Annotated in this window: 19 protein-coding genes; 9 read left to right on the forward strand and 10 right to left on the reverse strand. The window is 74.4% G+C overall.

Annotated features, from left to right (window positions below):
- Positions 1 to 11: 11 nt before the first annotated feature.
- Positions 12 to 1,103, reverse strand: a complete 1,092-nt coding sequence (locus tag ACEZDG_RS32440; RefSeq protein ID WP_380516751.1) for an ROK family transcriptional regulator — start codon at positions 1,101 to 1,103, stop codon at positions 12 to 14.
- Between the two features lie 55 nt (positions 1,104 to 1,158).
- Here ACEZDG_RS32440 and ACEZDG_RS32445 point away from each other — a divergent pair, with 55 nt between their 5' ends.
- From ACEZDG_RS32445 to ACEZDG_RS32465, 5 genes are all read left to right on the forward strand, one after another.
- Entirely contained in the window at positions 1,159 to 2,214 is a 1,056-nt protein-coding gene (locus ACEZDG_RS32445) for a Gfo/Idh/MocA family oxidoreductase (protein ID WP_380516754.1), read from the forward strand.
- Positions 2,211 to 2,702: a heme-degrading domain-containing protein gene (locus tag ACEZDG_RS32450; RefSeq protein WP_380516757.1), complete on the forward strand. Its 492-nt coding sequence runs from the start codon at positions 2,211 to 2,213 to the stop codon at positions 2,700 to 2,702. The genes ACEZDG_RS32445 and ACEZDG_RS32450 overlap by 4 nt, the downstream gene beginning before the upstream one ends.
- 226 nt (positions 2,703 to 2,928) lie before the next feature.
- Entirely contained in the window at positions 2,929 to 3,129 is a 201-nt protein-coding gene (locus tag ACEZDG_RS32455; protein ID WP_380516760.1) for a CsbD family protein, read from the forward strand.
- 137 nt (positions 3,130 to 3,266) lie between these two features.
- The gene (locus ACEZDG_RS32460) at positions 3,267 to 4,013 is read left to right on the forward strand and encodes a hypothetical protein (protein ID WP_380516762.1); all 747 of its coding nucleotides are present in this window, start codon (positions 3,267 to 3,269) and stop codon (positions 4,011 to 4,013) included.
- A complete protein-coding gene (locus ACEZDG_RS32465) occupies positions 4,010 to 4,375 on the forward strand; it encodes a winged helix-turn-helix domain-containing protein (RefSeq protein WP_380516765.1) in 366 nt (121 codons plus the stop codon). Before ACEZDG_RS32460 ends, ACEZDG_RS32465 begins: the two co-directional genes overlap by 4 nt.
- Here ACEZDG_RS32465 and ACEZDG_RS32470 read toward each other — a convergent pair.
- The 3 genes from ACEZDG_RS32470 to ACEZDG_RS32480 form a co-directional block, all read right to left on the reverse strand.
- Entirely contained in the window at positions 4,338 to 5,102 is a 765-nt protein-coding gene (locus ACEZDG_RS32470; RefSeq protein ID WP_380516768.1) for a Clp protease N-terminal domain-containing protein, read from the reverse strand. The two genes, ACEZDG_RS32465 and ACEZDG_RS32470, sit on opposite strands and share 38 nt — an antisense overlap.
- 202 nt (positions 5,103 to 5,304) lie before the next feature.
- Positions 5,305 to 7,386, reverse strand: coding sequence for a hypothetical protein (locus tag ACEZDG_RS32475; RefSeq protein ID WP_380516770.1), 2,082 nt, complete (start codon positions 7,384 to 7,386; stop codon positions 5,305 to 5,307).
- A 111-nt stretch (positions 7,387 to 7,497) separates the two neighbouring features.
- The gene (locus ACEZDG_RS32480) at positions 7,498 to 7,779 is read right to left on the reverse strand and encodes a hypothetical protein (protein ID WP_380516772.1); all 282 of its coding nucleotides are present in this window, start codon (positions 7,777 to 7,779) and stop codon (positions 7,498 to 7,500) included.
- Between the two features lie 404 nt (positions 7,780 to 8,183).
- On the opposite strand from ACEZDG_RS32480, the gene ACEZDG_RS32485 reads away from it, so the two are divergent.
- The 4 genes from ACEZDG_RS32485 (at position 8,184) to ACEZDG_RS32500 (ending at position 11,213) form a co-directional block, all read left to right on the forward strand.
- Positions 8,184 to 8,522, forward strand: a complete 339-nt coding sequence (locus tag ACEZDG_RS32485) for a hypothetical protein (RefSeq protein ID WP_380516775.1) — start codon at positions 8,184 to 8,186, stop codon at positions 8,520 to 8,522.
- A 73-nt stretch (positions 8,523 to 8,595) separates the two neighbouring features.
- Entirely contained in the window at positions 8,596 to 9,990 is a 1,395-nt protein-coding gene (locus ACEZDG_RS32490) for a DUF4331 domain-containing protein (RefSeq protein WP_380516778.1), read from the forward strand.
- 79 nt (positions 9,991 to 10,069) lie between these two features.
- Complete coding sequence (locus ACEZDG_RS32495) at positions 10,070 to 10,435, forward strand: hypothetical protein (RefSeq protein WP_380516780.1); 366 nt, start codon at positions 10,070 to 10,072, stop codon at positions 10,433 to 10,435.
- A gap of 46 nt (positions 10,436 to 10,481) precedes the next feature.
- The gene (locus tag ACEZDG_RS32500; RefSeq protein ID WP_380516782.1) at positions 10,482 to 11,213 is read left to right on the forward strand and encodes an alpha/beta fold hydrolase; all 732 of its coding nucleotides are present in this window, start codon (positions 10,482 to 10,484) and stop codon (positions 11,211 to 11,213) included.
- Positions 11,214 to 11,271: 58 nt separating this feature from the next.
- Here ACEZDG_RS32500 and ACEZDG_RS32505 read toward each other — a convergent pair whose 3' ends face one another.
- Genes ACEZDG_RS32505 through ACEZDG_RS32530 form a run of 6 tightly spaced genes read right to left on the reverse strand, consistent with a single transcriptional unit; the run spans position 11,272 to position 18,263 of the window.
- Positions 11,272 to 12,639, reverse strand: coding sequence for a cryptochrome/photolyase family protein (locus ACEZDG_RS32505; protein WP_380516784.1), 1,368 nt, complete (start codon positions 12,637 to 12,639; stop codon positions 11,272 to 11,274).
- A 48-nt stretch (positions 12,640 to 12,687) separates the two neighbouring features.
- Complete coding sequence (locus tag ACEZDG_RS32510) at positions 12,688 to 13,503, reverse strand: DUF1295 domain-containing protein (RefSeq protein WP_380516787.1); 816 nt, start codon at positions 13,501 to 13,503, stop codon at positions 12,688 to 12,690.
- Complete coding sequence (locus ACEZDG_RS32515; protein ID WP_380516790.1) at positions 13,500 to 14,792, reverse strand: class I SAM-dependent methyltransferase; 1,293 nt, start codon at positions 14,790 to 14,792, stop codon at positions 13,500 to 13,502. Before ACEZDG_RS32515 ends, ACEZDG_RS32510 begins: the two co-directional genes overlap by 4 nt.
- A complete protein-coding gene (locus tag ACEZDG_RS32520) occupies positions 14,789 to 16,117 on the reverse strand; it encodes a class I SAM-dependent methyltransferase (protein WP_380516793.1) in 1,329 nt (442 codons plus the stop codon). The genes ACEZDG_RS32515 and ACEZDG_RS32520 overlap by 4 nt, the downstream gene beginning before the upstream one ends.
- Positions 16,114 to 16,899: a DUF1365 domain-containing protein gene (locus tag ACEZDG_RS32525; protein ID WP_380516795.1), complete on the reverse strand. Its 786-nt coding sequence runs from the start codon at positions 16,897 to 16,899 to the stop codon at positions 16,114 to 16,116. The genes ACEZDG_RS32520 and ACEZDG_RS32525 overlap by 4 nt, the downstream gene beginning before the upstream one ends.
- A complete protein-coding gene (locus tag ACEZDG_RS32530) occupies positions 16,896 to 18,263 on the reverse strand; it encodes an NAD(P)/FAD-dependent oxidoreductase (protein WP_380516798.1) in 1,368 nt (455 codons plus the stop codon). The genes ACEZDG_RS32525 and ACEZDG_RS32530 overlap by 4 nt, the downstream gene beginning before the upstream one ends.
- Between the last annotated feature and the right edge of the window lie 42 nt (positions 18,264 to 18,305).

The following is an 18,305-nucleotide window of genomic DNA, read 5'->3' on the forward strand; positions in this document are numbered from 1 at the left end:
CGACCTGAGCCTCACGGCCCCAACGGCTTCAGACCGTCCCCCTCGCCGAAGAACGGGCCGAGCACCAGCCCGGCCGCGCCCAGCGCCACCGCCTGTTCGCCGGCCCGGACCACCGAGACCGCGACCCGCTGCCAGTCCGGGTCGGGCAGCCGCTGCCGCAGCACCGCGTCGACCGTGTCCCGGTAGAGCTCGGGGGCGGCGAGCACGGTCCGGCCGCCGAGCACGATCTCGTCCAGGTCCAGCAGCCGGACCAGGTTGGCCACCCCCTCGCCGAGCAGCTCGGCGGCACGGCCGGGCTCGCCGGCCTCCAGCGCGGCCCGGCAGAGCGCCTCCAGGCAGCCCCGGTTTCCGCAGGCGCAGCGGGGACCGCACAGGTCGAGCACCTGGTGGCCGAACTCCCCCGCGTTGGTACGGGCCCCCCGCTGCACCTGCCCGCCGAGCGCCAGTCCCGCGCCGAGCCCGTCGTCCAGGTAGACGAAGGCCCGGTCGGCGGAGCCGGGCTGGCTGAGCACCCCCGCGGTGGTGTCCTTGTCCACCGCGACGGCCCCGGCTCCGGCCCCGAGCAGATCGAGCCGGCCGGCCAGCTCGTCGCGCAGCGCGATCCCGGCCCAGCCCGGAAGCCCGGTGACCTGGTGCAGCACCCCGGTGCGGTGGTCCAGCGGCCCGGGGCAGGCCAGTCCGACGCCGAGGACCAGCTCGGACGGCACCGTGGCCAGCAGCTCGCGGATCCCGGCCGCGAGCTGGTCCAGGGTGCGCGCCGGATCCGCACCCGCGGCGAGCGCCGGCGCGCCGGAGCGGACCACCCGCCCGCCGAGGTCGACCAGGACCAGGGTCGCCGCGTCCCGGTGCAGCTGCGCGCCGACCACCCAGCGGGCCTGCGGGACCAGCCGCAGCAGCGTGCGCGGCTTGCCACCGGTGGAGGGGCCCTGTCCGGCCGTGGTGATCAGGCCCTCGGCGGCGAGCCGCTGCACGATCTTGCTGACGGCCTGGGCGCTGAGCCCGGTGGCGGCGGCGAGCTCGACCCGGCTGGTCTCCCGCGCGGCCCGGATGCGTCCGAGGACGGCGGCGGCGTTGTGGTCGCGCAGCGCGGTGAGGTTGGCCATCAGTTCATTATGCCGGAGCTTGCCACTTTCTCCACAGTGTTGTTTAACTGGAGTCATGGCTACTTCCTCCTCCCCCCTGCGCGTCGGACTGATCGGCTACGGACTGGCCGGCTCGGTGTTCCACGCGCCGCTGATCTCCGCCACCCCCGACCTCGAACTCGCCGCCGTCGTCACCGGGAACCCGGAACGGCAGGCCCAGGTCCGCCGCGAGCACCCCGGGGCCCAGGTCCTGGACGACGTGGAGCAGCTCTGGACGGCCGGCCTCGACCTGGTCGTCGTCGCCTCCCCCAACCGCACCCACGTCCCGCAGGCCACCGCCGCACTGGAGGCCGGCCTCGCGGTGGTGGTGGACAAGCCGCTGGCGGCCACCGCCGCCGACGGCCAGGCCCTGGCCGCCCTCGCCGAGCAGCGCGGGCTGGTGCTGAGCGTGTTCCAGAACCGGCGCTGGGACGGCGACTTCCTGACCGTCGCCGAGCTGGTGCGCTCGGGCCGGCTCGGCGCGGTGAACCGGTTCGAGTCCCGGTTCGAGCGCTGGCGTCCGGAGCTGAAGGGCGGCTGGCGCGAGCTGGGCGACCCGGCCGAGGCCGGGGGCCTGCTCTACGACCTGGGCAGCCACCTGGTCGACCAGGCGCTGACCCTGTTCGGCCCGGCCACCGCCGTCTACGCCGAGCTGGACTGCCGCCGCCCGGGCGCGCAGTCCGACGACGACGCCTTCGTCGCGCTGCGGCACGCCAACGGCACCCGCTCGCACCTGTGGATGAGCGCGGTGGCCGGCAGCCTCGGCCCCCGGTTCCGGGTGCTGGGCAGCGAGAGCGCCTATGTCGTGGACGGCCTGGACGGCCAGGAGGCCGCGCTGCGCGACGGCGGCACCCCGGCCGACCCGGACTGGGGCGTGGTGCCCCCCGCCGAATACGGACTGCTCGGCGCGGGCGAGGACACCGTCCGCCACCCGACCCTGCCCGGCGCGTACCAGGAGTACTACGCCGGCGTGGCCGCGGCGGTGCGCGGACAGGCCCCGGTACCGGTGCGGGCGTCGGACGCGGTGGCGGCGCTGGCCGTGCTGGAGGCAGCACGGACCTCGGCCACCGAGCAGCGGGTGGTGGAGCTGTGACGGACACTCAGCAGTCGAAGCCGCCGCAGACCCCCGAGCTGGAGCAGCAGGAGCGCGAGCTGCGGCTCACCCGCTTCGACAACAACGACGCCTGGCGGCTCGGCGTGCTGCTGGTCGAACTGGCCCGGGAGCGCGGCCTCTCGGTGACCGTGGACGTCCGCCGCGGCGAGCAGCAGCTGTTCCACTACGCGCTGCCCGGCACCAGCGCCGACAACGACGCCTGGATCGAGCGCAAGACCCGGGTGGTGCGCCGCTACGGCGAGAGCTCCTACCTGGTCGGCCAGCGGTTCCGGGACCGGGGCGCGAGCTTCGAGGAGAAGTCGCGGCTCGACCCGGACCGCTTCGCCGCGCACGGCGGCGCGTTCCCGCTGCATGTGGCCGGGGTCGGCGTGGTGGGTACGGTCACGGTCTCGGGGCTGCCGCAGGTGGAGGACCACCTGCTGGTGGTGGAGGCGCTGGGCCGCTTCCTCGCGGACACCGCACGGTAGTCCGCCGGGCGGGCAACGGCGTCCCGTCCTGCCACGGCCAGGACGCCGTTTACGCCCAGACCAAGTGAACGCCCCGGAATCATGTCATGTACGCATCTAGTTTGACCAGGGGGCGCGGACACGGTCCGCAACCTACCGCCGCCCTCCGGATGCAGCCGCCCCGCACCTGGGGCAGGGTCGGTCACGTGCCCCGCTCCGGGGCGTTCTGTTCCGAACGGAGACCGTGATGAGCGACATCTCGAACAAGGCCCAGGAAGCCGCCGGCAAGGTCAAGGAGAAGGTCGGCGACGTCACCGGCAACGACGAGCTCAAGGGCGAGGGCCAGGGCGACCAGGTCGAGTCCAAGGCCAAGCAGGCCATGGACGACGCCAAGGACGCCGTCGGCGACGCCGCCGAGAAGATCAGGGGCATGTTCAAGCGCGACTGACCCGGCCCACGCGGACCGAGCGCTCCCCGGCACCATCCTCACGGACCGGGGAGCGCGGCACCCTTGCCCTTGCCGGCGCCAGGATTTCGACTCTCGCCCCCCTTGTGCAGACCAGTTTGCAGTGCAAACCTGATGGCATGACAGATGCGACGTCCCCGGCGGCGATGCTCTCCGCCGCCCGAGTAGCGACCCTGCGCACACGACAGGCACGGCGGGGCTTCTGGTTCCCGCTGGTGCTGTTCGGACTGATCGTCCTCGGGGCGACCCCCTTCTACCGGCAGACGGTGCCGTCCGGGTCCGGCTGTGCGGCGGCGCCACCGGGAACGCTGTGCTTCGAGACCGGACACCCCGGACCGCTCGGCGCCCAGGCCGGACTGGGCAGCACCGCCGCCACCGTCTACTGGCTGACCGCCGTCGTCCTCGGCTACGCCGCCACCCTGGCCTTCTACCGCTGGCGCGGCACCAGGACCGGAGTGGCCGGACGCGCACTGCCCTACGTACTGGCCGGAGTGGCGTTCCTCGGGCTGGCCGTGCTGGCCTCCCCCGCCGTCTGGGCCGGGGTCGGCCCGCTGCACGGCGGCCTGCCGGGCGATCTGACGACACGTGGGCTGCTGCCGCTGCTGGTGCTCGCGCTGGGACTGCTGGTGCTGGCGTACTCGGAACGCAGCGCCGCGCTGGCCGGCTTCGCGGCCCTGTTCCTCGCGGTGGCGCTGGTCTCCAACCTCTACGACGTGGAGAACCGGACCCCCTCGATCGGCTGGACGCCGTCCGAGGCCTGGTCGCTGCTGCCCAACCTCTGGCTGGCCGGGCTGACGCTGATGCTGGGCGGCCTCGGCTTCGGACTGGCCGCCGCCCTCCGGGGCAGGGGCGGACGGAACCGATGAGCCACCCCACGAGCGGGCTGGTGGAGACCGTCCACCAGCGCGCCCGGCTCGGCATCCTCGCGGTCCTGCACGAGACCCCGCGCGCCGAGTTCGGCTTCCTCCGCGAGGTGCTGGACCTGACGGCCGGCAACCTCTCCCGCCACGTCCAGGTCCTGGAGGAGGCCGGACTCGTCACCGTCGACAAGGGCTACGAGGGTCGCCGCGCCCGCACCTGGATCCGCATCACCAAGGCCGGCCGCAACGCCCTCGCCGAGGAGATCGGCAACCTCAAGGAACTCATCCGCCGCGTGGAGTCGCCCACCCCGCCGGCCCCGCCGACCGGGGCTACTCCGGCTGCTGGGCCGCCGGGGGCGGAGAGGTGAAGCGGGAGAGGGCTTGGGCGATGTTGGCCTCCACCGCGGACTTGTCGATGCCGAGGCCGGCCAGGACGCCTGCGCCGTCCTCGAGTTCGAGCAGGGCGAGCAGGATGTGCTCGGTGCCGATGTAGTTGTGGCCGAGCCGCAGGGCCTCGCGGAAGGTGAGCTTGAGCGCCTTCTGCGCCGCCGCGTCGTAGGGGATGAGGTCGGGGAGCTGCTCGGTCGGCAGCGGCAGCGGCAGCGCCCCGGTCGCCGCGCGGCGGACGGCGTCGGCGGAGATGCCCTGGTCCCGGATCGCCGCCGCGGCGAGCGCGTCCGGTTCGGCCAGCAGGCCGAGCAGCAGGTGCACCGGGCCGATCTCGTTGTTGCCCGCCGCGCGGGCCTCGTTCTGCGAGGCCATCACGACGTTCCTGGCCCGCGGGGTGAACCGGCTGAAGCCCTGGCTGAGGTCCAGGTCCGCCGGTTCGTTGGACGCCTTGGGGACGAAGCGCTTCTGGGCCGCCTGCTTGGTGACGCCCATGCTGCGGCCGATGTCGGTCCAGGACGCGCCCGAGCGCCGCGCCTGGTCCACGAAGTGGCCGATCAGGTGGTCGGCGACCTCGCCGAGGTGGCCCGCCGCGAGTACCGCGTCGGAGAGCTGGTCCAGCGCGTCGGGGTGGACCTTCTTGATGGCTTCGATCAGGTCGTCGAGCCGGACCGGGTTCGTCATGCCGATGGGGTTCTGATTCTCCATGCGTCAACCTTACGTTGACCCAAGCCCGATCGTCAACCCCGGGATGACGATCACCTATATCCACCTTTCCGACCACATGGCTTCGCGTTTCATCTTTTTCGTCGTCAAGCAAGCCGATGTCGACGGCACGGGATTCGACTGCGGCTGATCCACCGGTCGGCGGCGAACGACGAGACGAACGGCGAACAGGGTCAGCCGCGCGCTACTTCAGCGTGCGCGCCGTCTGGCCGGTGTCGAGGGTGCCGATGACGGTGACCGCCGTATTGGGGCGGGCCGCGGGCAGGGCCAGGGTCTGCTGCGGCACCGTCCTGGCCGGGGCGCTGAGCCCGCCCTCGGCGCCGAGCCGGGTGACGTGGCGGCTGCCGGCCGCGAGCAGGTAGCCGTGGCCGCTGCCGGGGGCCCGCCACCAGGTGCTCGCGACCACGTACTGCTCGTAGCGGCTGCAGGCGCGGCCCTTGGGCTGGACCGCGGTGGTGAGCGCGGGGGCGTTGCGGTCCTGGCCCGCCGCCGCCGGGGCGAGGAACTGGGTGGCGGCCGATCCGCTGCCGTCCCAGCGGTCGGCGCGGGTGCAGGTCCACAGGGCGGTGCCCCGGCCCTCGGGCAGCGGCTGCTTGGCGAACTCCCAGGCGTTGACCGACTTCACGTCCTGTCCGCGCAGCGCGGGCAGCCCGCAGGCCAGCCGGGCCCAGGCGAGCAGCGCGTCCGTTCCGGTGGCCTCCCTCGGGTAGTTGGCCGGTCCGGAGCTGGGCGGCGGGGTGAAGGTGAGGTGGGCCGCGGTGACCCCGCCCAGGTCGGTGAGCAGGAAGGCGTGGTGCTCGGCGATCACCGACGAGGACCGCAGTTGCAGCACCGGCCAGCTGCCGCAGCCGCTGCTCGGCGGCTGCGGCACGGCCGCGGTGACCCCGTCGGTGGGGACCAGGTCCTGGGCGGGGGTGTCGGGCGCCCGCAGGTCGCGGAGCTGGACCGTGTCCACCCAGGGCGCGAGCAGGAAGCGGTCGCCGGCCCGGCTGCTGCGCAGCAGCACCGCGCCCGCGGTGGTGACGTCCGACTCGTCGCTGCGGGTGAGTTGGAGCTGCTCCGGGTCCGCGGCGGTGGCCCGGTCGGGACGGGTGTAGCGGGCGAGCTCCGCGCCGTCGTCGAGCAGCACGACCTCGGCGCCGTCCAACCGTCCGGACCAGAGCAGCCGGGGCGCCTGCACCGGCGGGGCGGGGACGGTGCCGGGAGTGGCACGGACCAGGGCGGCGGACGCGGTCCCGCGCTCCCCCGCCGCGGACCAGAGGGTGAGCGCCCGGGTGAGCAGCGCCCGGTCGGTGAGCCGGTCGCCGCGCGCGGGCCAGGCGGTGAAGTCGATCCGGGCGGTGTGCCGCCACTGGTCGGCGGGGACCCGGACCAGATCCGCGGCGGTGATCCCGAGACCGCCCGCCGGCGCGGAGGCCAGGGACGAGGCCGCACCCGCCCCCGCCGCCGGCACCCCGCCCTGCCCGGACCCCGGCAGTACCAGGGCGGCCACCGCCGCGGCCACCAGGGCCGCGGCCAGCACGGACCCGGCCCGTAGTCGGCGCCGGCGGCGCAGCAGGTCGGTGGGACGGGCGTGGACGGTGCAGGGGTCGAAGTCGGCGGCGGCGAGGGCGTCCGCCGGGTACGTGGCGCCGAGCCGCGCGGCCCGGCGCAGCGCCGGGCGGGGATCGCTGACGCCCACCGCCACCAGGAGTTGGCCCGCCTCGTCCTGGGTCAGCCCTTCGAGCGCGAGCAGCGCGTAGGCGGCCCGCTCGGTGGTGCCCAGTTCGGCGAGCGCCCGTTCCAGGGCCAGGCTCTCCGGGCCGCCGCTGGACGGGAACAGGGTGAGGCCCCAGGTGCGCGGGAGCCGCCAGGGCCGCCGCCGGCCGCCGCGCTGCAGCGCCGCCGCGAGCACGGTCGCCCGCAGCTGGGCGTAGGCGGGCCCGGCGGGCGCGGATCCGCCTCCGGCCGCCGCCTCCGGGGACCGCCGGGGCACCGGCACCTCGGCCGGATGGGGGCCCGCGAGCAGGTCGGGCAGCCGGCTCGGCAGCGACTGCTGGACCAGGGCGTGCGCGGCCAGCACCCGCCGGTGCCGGTCCAGGGTGGCCGGCAGGACCGTGTACGCGAGCCGGGCCAGCCGGGTGTAGTGCAGCACCAGGGCCGCTTCGGCCCTGGCCACCGGCGGCCTGCCGGGCCGCGCGGCGGCGCGGCGCTCGCCGCGGCCGCGCGGGGCGGTGGAGGTGCTGCCGGGTCGGCCGTTCCGTGGCTGGGGGGATTCACGGACCATGCGCAGCACTTCCTCGTCGGCTTGTCGGCGTGGCCGCGGCGCCGTACGGGCAGACCGGGGCGGGCGACCCGGCGACGCGGCACTCCGCTCAACGAGTGATTGGTGCGATGGTCACTCTTTCCGGCCGGGGGCGAACAGTCCCGCGACCGACAGCGCGCCCCAACCCACGGACACCGCAACGGCCTTGATCCTGGTACTGCGGCCGGTCAGGGTGCTGCCGAGGAGCACCGCGTCGCCGAGGTCGGCGGCGATACGGAGCAGCGCCGCGGTGGCGGTGCGGCCGTCCGGGTCCACCAGGCCGGAGGGACGGGCCAGCAGATCGGGGCGGGCGGCAACGAGGAGCCCGTAGACAGTAGTGGCGGCACCGACACCGCGGAGCAGACCGACCCGCACAGGAAGTCTCCGATCGTCGCATTGATTCGTAGAGAAAGCACTTTCATCGGGGCAGCGTGAAGAAAGTATCCCCATGGAGTGTTCGAAGCAGCGCGCCGTTCGGATTGGTGGCCGCGCAGAAAAACTTGCCTTTCCGTCGAACGGATCAATCACACGCTCCTGAGCTGCACGGATGACCCTCATCTGACCACGCGGCAGAACAGCTGACGGCGCGGTGCCTTGACGGACCGTACGGACGGCGGTTCACTTCCCTTGGCCGCAAATCCAGCTGCCTGAATTATCCCGGCTCCGGTGACTCCAGCCGTACTACGACGCATTCGTCGTGTCCCGCTGCGCCTCCCGCCCGGGTTCCGGCCCTGCGGCTCCCACCATTTCGGCCCCCCTCTTTCGGCCAAGGAGCACGCATGTCCCTCGCCACCCCCATCCCCGACGCCGAGTCCGGATCCGACACCCCGTCAGGGCTGTCCCGGCGCGGCCTGATCCGGAACGCGGCCGGCGCCGGCGCGGCCGGTCTCGCCGCCGGAGCCCTGCTCTCCGCCGCCACCGGCATCGCCGCGGCGGCCGAGCCCGCCGACGCCACCGCGCACGCCGCCGCGGAGCACGCCCCGGCGGGCGCCGAGGAGACGCTGATCGTCCACGTCCGCGACGCGCGGACCGGGCAGGTCGACATCTTCCACGGACACCGCCACCGCACCGTGACCGACCGCGCGCTCACCGCGGCCCTGCTCCGCGCGGCCGGCTGAGCCCCGCTCCCCGCTCGCTGCTCCGCGCACGCCCTGCCCTGCCCCCTGCCACACCTCCCGTGAGGACCCCCCCATGTCGTCCCACCGCGAAGCCCCCGAGATCTCCAAGGACCCGGTGGCGGACAGCACCGACGTCTACGCCTTCGTCAGCCCCGACGCCTGTGACACCGTCACCCTGATCGCCAACTACATCCCGCTGCAGGGCGCGGCGTCCGGACCGAACTTCTTCGAGTTCGGCGACGACGTGCGCTATGAGATCCACATCGACAACAACGGCGACGGCCGCCCCGACGTGACCTACCAGTTCGACTTCACCACGCACCTGCGCAACCCGGAGACCTTCCTCTACAACACCGGGCCGATCACCGCGCTGGACTCCCCCACCTGGAACCGGCACCAGACCTACACCCTGACCCGGGTCGAGGCCGGCGGCCGGAGCACCGTGCTGGGCAAGAACCTGGCCTGCCCGCCCTGCAACATCGGGCCGCTGTCCACCCCCGACTACGACGCGCTGGCGGTCGCCGCCGTGCACTCCGTCGGCAAGGGCCGCAAGGTGTTCGCGGGGCAGCGCGCCGAGGGCTTCTACGTCGACCTGGGGTCGATCTTCGACCTGGGCAACCTGCGGCCGTTCCAGCAGCTGCACAACCAGTTCGGGCTGAGCGCGTTCTCCCAGCCCGCCGCCGGGGTCAACACCACCAATGAGCTCAATGTGCACAGCCTGGCGCTGCAGGTGCCGATCAGCGAGCTGACCCACCGCGGCTGGCACGGCAGCGACGTCAACAACCCCGCCGCCACCATCGGGGTGTGGACCACGGCCAGCCGCCGCCAGGCCCGGGTGATCGCGCCGCGCTCCGGCAACGACCACGAGTCCGGTCCGTACGTGCAGGTCTCCCGGCTGGGCAACCCGCTGTTCAACGAGGTCCTGGTGCCGATGGGCAAGAAGGACCTGTGGAACTCGCTCACCCCGGCCGACGACAAGCAGTTCGCCAAGTACGTGGCCAAGCCGGAGCTGGCGAACCTGCTGCCGGTGCTCTACCCCGGGGTGTTCCCGGCGCTGGACGCGCTCAACAAGTCCGGCAAGGCCCGCGCCGACCTGGTGGCGATCCTGCTCACCGGCCTCCCGGCCGGGATCGTGCCCGGGTTCCAGAACCACACCGGCGCCGTCCAGGCGGACATGCTGCGGCTGAACGTGGCCGTGCCCCCGGCGGCCAGCCCCAACATCCTGGGCCTGGTCGGCGGCGACCCGGCCGGCTTCCCGAACGGGCGCCGGGTGTACGACGACGTGGTGACGGTGGAGCTGCGCGCGGTGGCCGGGGCGACCTACGGCCTGGTCGACAAGACCTTCACCGCCGACCCGGCCTCCGGCGCCATCACCGACGGGCTGACCCCGGCCGACGTCAAGAACCCCTACCTGGACCACTTCCCCTACCTGGGCGTGCCCTACGACGGCTACCACAACCCGTCCTGACCCGGGCCGGGGGTGCGGCCCGGCCCCGCGCCGGGCCGCACCCCCGGCGCCCACCCGCCCGCTGCCACGGAGGCCACGCATGTCCCAGACCCACACCCACCCGCACGAATCCCACGCACAGGAGGCCCACACCCATGCCCCGCTGCCGGCCCCGTCCCGGGAGGGCAGCGTCGTGCTGGAGATCGGCGGCGACCTCGGCGCGCTGATCCTGCACACCGGACCGGAGCAGGACGGCCTGGAGATCGAGGTCAGCCCGCTCGACGACCCCTCCGCCGCCCGTACCCACGCCGCCGTGCGCCCCCGGCACCTGGCGGGACGTACCGTGTACTGCGCGGTGATCTCACCGCTGCGGGCCGGGCGGTACACCGTCTGGCGCGACGCGGAGACGGCCGACGCGACCGTCCAGGTGCCCGCGGGCGGCGTGGCGGAGCACCGCTGGGCCTGACCCGGGAAAGGGCCTGGCCGGGGGAACGAGGGAGGGGAACGCACGGATGACGGACACTCAGGACCTGCGCACCGCCGGCCGGTCGGCGATCCGCTGGCGCCGCGCGCCGGGCCGGCCGAAGGCCGTCGTGCTGGTGCTGCACGGGGGACGGTCCGAGGGGCCGGAGCCGCTGCGCCGCTGGAACCCGGCCCGGCTGCGGATGCGGCCGTTCAGCTCGGCGCTGCTGGCCGCCGTACGCGGGGAGCAGGTCGCGGTCGGCGAGGTCGCCTACCGGGTGCGCGGCTGGAACGGCCCGCTGGCCGACGCCGCCGTGGACGCCGCCGCCGCGATCGAGCAGGTCGCCCGGGACTTCGGGCCGGTGCCGGTGGTGCTGCTCGGCCACTCGATGGGCGGACGCGCCGCCCTGCGCGCGGCGGGCGCGGACCCGGTGACCGGTGTGGTGGCGCTGGCGCCCTGGTGCCCGCCCGGCGAGCCCAGTGCGCAGCTGGCCGGCAAGCGGCTGGTGACCCTGCACGACGTCGCCGACCGGGTGACCGACCCGAGGGAGACCCGGGCCTTCGCGCTGGCCGCCCGCGAGGCCGGCGCCGAGGTGGCCGGGTACACGGTCCGCGGCAGCGGCCACGCCATGCTGCGCCGGGGCCGGGACTGGCAGGCCGCCGCCACCGGCCTGGTGGCGGCCATGCTCGGCCTGCGCCCATTCCCCGACCAGGTCTCGGCCGCGCTCGCGCTGCGCGGCGGCGACCCGGGTGGTCTGGATCTGGAACTGCCGTCCCGCTGAACCCCCGTGAGCTCAGCGGGACGGCCGCTTGTGATGGAACATCAGATCTGAAGGACCATCAGAGTCCGCGGGCCAGCCGGAAGCGGGCCAGACCGTCGTTGAGGTCCACCATCGGCTCCGGGTAGTCGAGCTTCGCCCGGACGGCGGCCGGGAGCTGCCAGGGCCGGTGCACCGCCGAGCCGTTGACGGACGCCAGCTCCGGGACCCAGCGGCGGACGTAGCTGCCGTCGGCGTCGAAGCGCTGGGCCTGGCGCAGCGGGTTGAGCACCCGGTTGGGGCGGGTGTCGGTGCCGGTGCCGGCCACCCACTGCCAGTTGAGCTGGTTGTTGGCCACATCGGCGTCCAGCAGGTGCTGGTTGAAGTGGGCCGCGCCCGCGCGCCAGTCCTGGTAGAGGGTCTTGGTGAGGAAGCTGGCGGTGAACATCCGGGCCCGGTTGTGCATCCAGCCCTCGCGCAGCAGTTGGCGCATCCCGGCGTCGACGATCGGGTAGCCGGTGCGGCCCTGGCGCCAGGCCTCCAGCTCGGCCTCGTCGTGGCGCCAGTGGTCGCCGCGGCTGCGGTAGTCGTTGACGCCGGCGTCGGGGCGGGCGGCCAGCAGCTGGTGGTGGAAGTCGCGCCAGGCCAGCTGCCGCAGAAAGGGCTCGGACCCCGGCGATTGCGCCGAGGTCGCGATCTGGGCCAGCTCGGTCGCCGACACGCAGCCGAAGTGCAGGTACGGGGAGAGCCGCGAGGTGCGGTCGCCGGCCAGGTCGTCCTGGCCCTCGGCGTAGCCGTCGAGCCCGGTGTCGGTCCAGCTCCAGAGCCTGCGGCGGCCGTGGGTCTCGCCGCCGGGCGCGAGCTCGGGGGCAGCGGCGCCGTGGGCGGTGAGCTGCCGGCGGACCTCGTCCAGGGCCAGGCCGCCGAGCTGCTCGGGGGTGTTCAGCCGGCTCGGGGCGGGGAACGGCTCGCGTCGCGGGACCAGGGCCCACTGCCGGAAGTAGGCGCCGTAGACCGCGTAGTGGTCCTTGCCCGCGGGCAGCACCTCGCCGGGCGCCACGGTGGTGGCCACCGCCTCGTGCACGGTCAGCCGCTCGCCGAGGGCGTCCCGCAGGGCGGCTTCCCGGCGCTGCCCGAAGCCGCTGACCGCGGCGGCCACATGGACCTTCGCCGCGCCGGTCCGGTGGGCCAGCCGCGCGGTCTCGGTCGCGGTGTCGCCGCGCAGCACCACCAGCCGGCTGCCCCGGGCGCGCAGCGAGGCGTCCAGGTCGTCCAGGCAGTCGGCGAGGAAGGCGGAGCGGTTCGGCGGGGCCAGGCCGCCGCCGTGGATGGCCTCGTCCAGGACGAACACCGGGAGCGTGCCCGGGTGCGCGGCGGCGGCGTGCAGCACGGGGCTGTCGTGCATCCGCAGATCGCAGGTCAGCAGGGCGATGGCGATGCCTTCGGGCACTGCGGGTCCTTCCTGTTGTTCACGTTCGGAGGTGCGGGTGGTGAAGGTTCAGCCGCGGTGGCTGCCGCGCGGGGGCCAGGGGATGAAGCCGCTGGTCCTGGCCACGTACTCGGCGTAGCCGGGCTTGGTCGAGCCGAGCTGTTTCTCCAGCATCGGTTTGCCGCTGCCGTTGACCAGCAGATAGCTCATGACCAGCGGGGACAGCACGGTCGCCCAGCCGATCGGCGCGTCCGCGACCAGCAGGAACAGGCCCCACCAGACGCAGGCGTCACCGAAGTAGTTGGGGTGCCGGGTGTAGCGCCACAGGCCGGTGTCCAGGACCTGGCCCCGGTTGGCCGGATCGGCCCGGAAGCGGGTGAGCTGGCGGTCGCCGACGGCCTCGAAGAACAGGCCGACGGCCCACAGCCCGGTGCCGATCCAGGCGGTGGCGCCGGGCGGCCGGGGCAGGAACAGCGCGACCAGCACCGGCAGCGACACCAGCCAGACCAGGACCGCCTGCAGCCCGTAGACCATCCGCAGCGCATAGGAGTTGCGGCGCTCGGGCGGGGCCTTGGACAGCAGTCTCTGGTAGCGCGGGTCCTCGGGGTGGCCCCGGCCGCGCCACCAGATGTGCCCGGCCAGCCGCAGCCCCCAGACCAGCACCAGCAGCAGGACCAGCAGCCGCCGCCCGGGGTCGCCGTAGCCCGCGGAGAGGCCGTAGCCGGTCAGCGCGACGGCGCAGAAGGCCAGGCCCCAGGCCACGTCCACCACCCGGTGCAGTCCCAGCCGGACGCCGACCGCGAAGGCGGCCAGGAGCACGGCGAGGGCCGCGCCGAGGCCGGCCGCCAGGGCGACCAGCAGCGCGCCGCCGTTGATGCCGCTCATCCGGTCGGCCCCGGGTCCTCGGGCGCGTACCAGGCGAGCGGGGTGGCCGGGGCGCCGCTGCGGCCGTCCTCGGTGGGGCGGACCGCGAGGATCTGGTCCACGCCCATCCGCCGTTCCTGGAACGCCAGCGCACCGCCGACCAGGTAGAGCCGCCAGACCCGGGCGGTCTCCGCGCCGACCAGCGCCGTGAACTCGTCCCAGCGCTGCTCCAGGGTGTCCTGCCAGGCCGCGCAAGTGCGGACGTAGTGCTCGCGCATCGCCTCCACCTGGCGCACCTCCAGGCCGGCGTCCTCGATCAGCGCGGCGGTCTCGCCGACCGGGCGCATGTGCATGTCGGGGGCGATGTAGGTCTCGATGAACGCGCCGCCGCCCGGGGCCCGGTGACGCCGCGACATCTGCTGCACCAGCAGCCGTCCCTCGGGGCGCAGCCGGTCGTGCAGCACCCGGGCGAAGGCCGGGTACTCGGCCTCGCCGACGTGCTCGCCCATCTCGACGGTGCTGACCGCGTCGAAGCCGCCCCCGGTGACGTCCCGGTAGTCGCGCAGCTGCACCTCCACCTGTCCGTCCAGGCCGAGTTCGGCGGCGCGGGCGGTGACATGGGCGTGCTGCTGGGCGGACAGGGTGACGGCGGTGACCCTGGCGCCGTAGTGGCCGGCGGCGTGCAGGGTGAGCGAGCCCCAGCCGCAGCCGATGTCGAGCAGCCTGGCGCCGGGGACCAGCGCCAGCTTGCGGCAGATCAGGTCGAGCTTGTCGCGCTGGGCGTCGGCCAGGGTGTAGTCGGGCTTGTCGGTGGTCCAGTAGGCGCAGGAGTAGGCCATGGACGGGTCCAGCAGCAGGGCGTAGAAGTCGTTGGAGAGGTCGTAGTGGTGGTGGATCGCGGCCCGGTCCCGGGCCTTGCTGTGCAGGGCGCCGCTCAGCGCGGCACGTCCGGCCGGGGGCGCGGGACGGGGGCCGACCGCGCCGAGCCGGGCGGCCAGCACCGCCGCCCGGGCCCGGTCGCCGAGGGACGGGGCGAGGGCCGGGCCGCGCTCCCTGACGTTGCGCCAGACCCGGCCCAGGCCCTCGCCGAGGTCGCCCTCGATGTCGATCTCCCCAGCGATGTAGGCCTCGGCCAGGCCGAGTTCGCCCGGGTACCAGAGCAGCCGGCGCAGCGCCCGGCGGGAGCGCAGGACGACGGTGGGTGCGTCCTCGGGTCCGCTCTCGCTGCCGTCCCAGGCGCGGATCCTGACCGGCAGCGGGTCGCCGAGGAACGGGTGGAGCAGGTCGGCAAGGCGTGCGGCGGCGGTCATCGCGGGTGATCCTCCCCGAGCCTGGTGATCAGCAGTTGCTGGACGTCGAGGTAGCCGCTGCGGAAACCGGCCTCGGAGTAGCCCAGGTAGAGCGTCCACATCCGGCGGAAGACGCCGTCGAAGCCGAGCGCCTCCACCTCGGCGGCGCGGGCGGTGAAGCGCTCGCGCCAGAGCCGCAGGGTCTCGGCGTAGTGCCGGCTGTAACCCTGACGGCCGGTCAGCCGCAGGCCGGTGTGCGCGGCCAGGGTCTGCTCCACGGCCTCCACCGAGGGCAGCAGCCCGCCGGGGAAGATGTACTTCTGGATCCAGGTGAAGGTCTGCTCGCTGGCGAGCATCCGGTCGTGCGGCATGGTGATGGCCTGCAGCGCGACCCGGCCGCCGGGGGCGAGCACCCGGTCCAGGGTGGAGAAGTAGGCAGGCCAGTAGGCCCGGCCGACGGCCTCCACCATCTCGACGCTGACCACCGCGTCATAACGGCCGGTCACCGAGCGGTAGTCGCACAGCCGCACCTCGACCCGGTCGGCGAAACCGGCGTCGGCGATCCGGCGTTCGGCGAGCTGCTGCTGCTCCTCGGACAGGGTGAGGGTGACCACGCTCGCGCCCCGGGCGGCGGCGCGCAGCGCCAGCTCGCCCCAGCCGGTGCCGATCTCCAGCACCCTGCTGCCCCGGCGCACCCCGGCCAGGTCGAGCAGCCGGTCGATCTTGCGGTGCTGGGCCCGCTCCAGCAGCTCCCAGGAGGCCAGCGGCTCCCCGTGGCTGTCGCTGGGGAAGACCGCGGACGAGTAGGTCATGGTCGGGTCGAGGAACAGCGCGAAGAGGTCGTTGGAGAGGTCGTAGTGGGACTGGATGTTGCGGCGGGCGTTCTCCGGGGTGCCCAGCTGCTCCAGCGGCTGCCGCGCGGTGAACCAGCGGCGGAGCCACTGCAGCCGGGGCGGCACCAGCGTCTGCGGGGACCGGGCCAGCGCGGTGAGCAGCGCGATCAGGTCGGGCGAGTCCCACTCCTCGGCCTGGTAGGACTCGCCGAAGCCGATCAGGCCGCCGCTGCCGACCCGGTGGAAGAAGGCGTCGGGCGCGGCGAGCCGCAGCACCGGGGCCCCGTCCGGCGGCGGGGTGCGGTTCAGCAGGGCGCCGCCGGGGAGTTCGACCCGCAGGTTCAGCCGCCGGGCGACGCTGCGCAGCAGCGCCCGGGCGACCAGGGCGCGGACGGCGGAGGTCGGCACGGTCGCGACGTCGGGCCAGCGCTGCGGGTCGGGGCGGTGCCGTGCGGAGCGCTGCTCGGCTCGGGTCGAGGTCCGCGTCGACGGGCGGGTGCTCGGCTGGGTCATGGTGCGGAGACTCCTTCCTGGTGGGGGTGGTGCGGGCGCGGCTGGACCGGCAGGCCGCGCAGGTAGAGCCCGATGCCCTGGATCCGGATGTGGACGCTCACGGCAAGGGTGGACAGCGGGTGGCGCACTGCGGCCAGCAGCAGCCCGCGCGGGCCCGCGGTTCTGCGGCTGCCCTGGACAGTGGCGGTGAAGGGCCGTCCGCCCGCGCGTTCCAGGTGCATGGTCAGCCGCAGCCGGGGGCCCGGCGCCGGGACGGCCATCCGGTAGCGGCCGTCGACCGGGAAGAACGGCGAGACGTAGAACTCCTTGGCGGTGTCCGCGCGGCCGTCGGGGCCCGGGCGGAGCAGGTAGCAGTGCCGTTCGCCGTAGGTGTTGCAGACCTCGGCGACGGTGCACACCGGCGCGCCGTCCCGGTCGCGGCACCAGTAGAGGGTGAGCGGATTGAAGACGTGCCCGAGCGAACGGGCGTGGGCCAGCATCAGCACCTGGCCGCCGTCCAGGTCCACGCCCTGGGCGGCGAGGTAGCGGTCCAGGTTCTGCCGCAGGCCGAGGGAGGGCTCGCCGAGGTGGTCCCTGGCCTCGAACCGGGCCAGCGGGCGCAGCGGCGCGGGCAGCCGGGGCAGACGGTCGAGGTCGACCAGCCAGAGGTAGCTGCGGTGGGTGAAGGCGTGCCGCAGCGGGCTGGTGCGGACATGGGCGATCCGGCAGTCGTAGAGCGCCGCGCCCCAGGGCCCGGGCAGGCGCTCGCGGACCGGCGCCGTACCTCTCTCCGCCGTACTCATGACCGCACCAGCGCTTCCAGGGCCTGCGCGGCCTGGACCCCGGAGCGGCAGCCGTCCTCGTGGAAGCCCCAGCCGTGGTACGCCCCGGCGAAGGCGGTGCGGCCGGCGCTCAGGGCGGGCAGCCGCAGCTGGGCGGCACGGGAGCCGCGGCTGTAGAGGGGGTGCCGGTAGACGGTGCGGGACAGCACGTGCTCCTCGGGCACCGGGTCGGCCGGGTCCTCGTTCAGGGTGACCAGGTAGTCCTCGGGGGTGTCCAGACGCAGCAGCCGGTTCAGGTGGTAGCTGACCCTGACCTGCTCCGAGCGGTCCAGGCAGGACTCCATCCGGTAGTTCCAGGACGCCCGGGCCCGGGGGGCGCGCGGGAGCACGGAGGGGTCGCGGTGCAGCACGGTGGGGTTGAAGGAGTACTCGAACGCGCCGAGCACCTCGCGCTCCTCCGCGCTGGCATCGGCGAGCATCTTCAGCGTCTGGTCCGGGTGGGCGGCCAGCACCACACCGTCGTACTCGGCCGGGGCGCCGTCCGCGGCGGTGACGGTGACGCCGTCGCCGTGCCGGCGGACCGCCAGGACCGGGGCCCCGGTCCTGACCTCCGCCAGCCGGGCGGCGATCCGCTCCACATAGGTGCGGGAGCCGCCGACGACGGTGCGCCAGGTCGGCGAGCCGGTGACCGAGAGCAGTCCGTGGTTGTCCAGGAAGGCGAAGAGGTAGCGGGCCGGGTACTCCCGGGCCAGGTCCGGGGCGCAGGACCAGACCGCGGCCACCAGCGGGGTCATGAAGTGGGCGTTGAAGTAGCCGGAGAACCTCCCCCGGGTCAGGAACTCGCGCAGGGTCAGCTCGTCCGCGCGCGGGTCCGGCGAGGCCAGCAGCGCCCGGGCCCGGCGGTGGAACAGCGGCACCTCCGCCAGCATCCGCAGGTAGCGGGCCCGGAACAGCGCGCCGGGCTGGGCGGCCAGGCCGCCGGGACCGCGCGCACCCGCGTATTCGAGGCCGCAGCTGCGGCAGCTGACCGACATGCTCATCTCGGAGTCCTGGGTGCGGATGCCCAGATCGGCGAAGAGCCGCAGCAGGTGCGGGTAGGTGCGCTCGTTGTGGACCAGGAACGCGGTGTCCAGGGCCAGCCCGGTGCCGTCGGCGGCCCTGACGTCCTGGGTGTGGGCGTGGCCGCCGAGCCGGGGCGCGGCCTCGTAGAGGGTGACCCGCGTACCTGCCTCGGTGAGCTGGTGCGCGGCGGTCAGCCCGGCCACCCCGCTGCCGACGACGGCGACCCTGCGGGGGCCGCCGGCGGCGCGCTCAGGACCCGCCCGGTGCCGGCCACCGGGGCGCTGCTGCTGCCCCGGCAGCGCCAGTTCGACGTGCTCGGCCATGCCTGCCACACCCCTGCGCTCGCGGCAGGCAGCATCCGCACC

Source organism: Streptacidiphilus alkalitolerans (genome assembly GCF_042511045.1).
GTDB classification, from domain to species: Bacteria; Actinomycetota; Actinomycetes; order Streptomycetales; family Streptomycetaceae; genus Streptacidiphilus; species Streptacidiphilus alkalitolerans.

Coding starts and splice junctions, on each gene's coding strand:
- ACEZDG_RS32465 (WP_380516765.1), top strand. CDS start 4,010: ATGAGCCACCCCACGAGCGGGCTGGTGGAGACCGTCCACCAGCGCGCC.
- ACEZDG_RS32515 (WP_380516790.1), bottom strand. CDS start 14,792: ATGACCGCCGCCGCACGCCTTGCCGACCTGCTCCACCCGTTCCTCGGC.
- ACEZDG_RS32525 (WP_380516795.1), bottom strand. CDS start 16,899: ATGAGTACGGCGGAGAGAGGTACGGCGCCGGTCCGCGAGCGCCTGCCC.
- ACEZDG_RS32500 (WP_380516782.1), top strand. CDS start 10,482: ATGACGGACACTCAGGACCTGCGCACCGCCGGCCGGTCGGCGATCCGC.
- ACEZDG_RS32445 (WP_380516754.1), top strand. CDS start 1,159: ATGGCTACTTCCTCCTCCCCCCTGCGCGTCGGACTGATCGGCTACGGA.
- ACEZDG_RS32455 (WP_380516760.1), top strand. CDS start 2,929: ATGAGCGACATCTCGAACAAGGCCCAGGAAGCCGCCGGCAAGGTCAAG.
- ACEZDG_RS32530 (WP_380516798.1), bottom strand. CDS start 18,263: ATGGCCGAGCACGTCGAACTGGCGCTGCCGGGGCAGCAGCAGCGCCCC.
- ACEZDG_RS32495 (WP_380516780.1), top strand. CDS start 10,070: ATGTCCCAGACCCACACCCACCCGCACGAATCCCACGCACAGGAGGCC.
- ACEZDG_RS32460 (WP_380516762.1), top strand. CDS start 3,267: ATGACAGATGCGACGTCCCCGGCGGCGATGCTCTCCGCCGCCCGAGTA.
- ACEZDG_RS32470 (WP_380516768.1), bottom strand. CDS start 5,102: ATGGAGAATCAGAACCCCATCGGCATGACGAACCCGGTCCGGCTCGAC.
- ACEZDG_RS32475 (WP_380516770.1), bottom strand. CDS start 7,386: ATGGTCCGTGAATCCCCCCAGCCACGGAACGGCCGACCCGGCAGCACC.
- ACEZDG_RS32510 (WP_380516787.1), bottom strand. CDS start 13,503: ATGAGCGGCATCAACGGCGGCGCGCTGCTGGTCGCCCTGGCGGCCGGC.
- ACEZDG_RS32520 (WP_380516793.1), bottom strand. CDS start 16,117: ATGACCCAGCCGAGCACCCGCCCGTCGACGCGGACCTCGACCCGAGCC.
- ACEZDG_RS32440 (WP_380516751.1), bottom strand. CDS start 1,103: ATGGCCAACCTCACCGCGCTGCGCGACCACAACGCCGCCGCCGTCCTC.
- ACEZDG_RS32485 (WP_380516775.1), top strand. CDS start 8,184: ATGTCCCTCGCCACCCCCATCCCCGACGCCGAGTCCGGATCCGACACC.
- ACEZDG_RS32490 (WP_380516778.1), top strand. CDS start 8,596: ATGTCGTCCCACCGCGAAGCCCCCGAGATCTCCAAGGACCCGGTGGCG.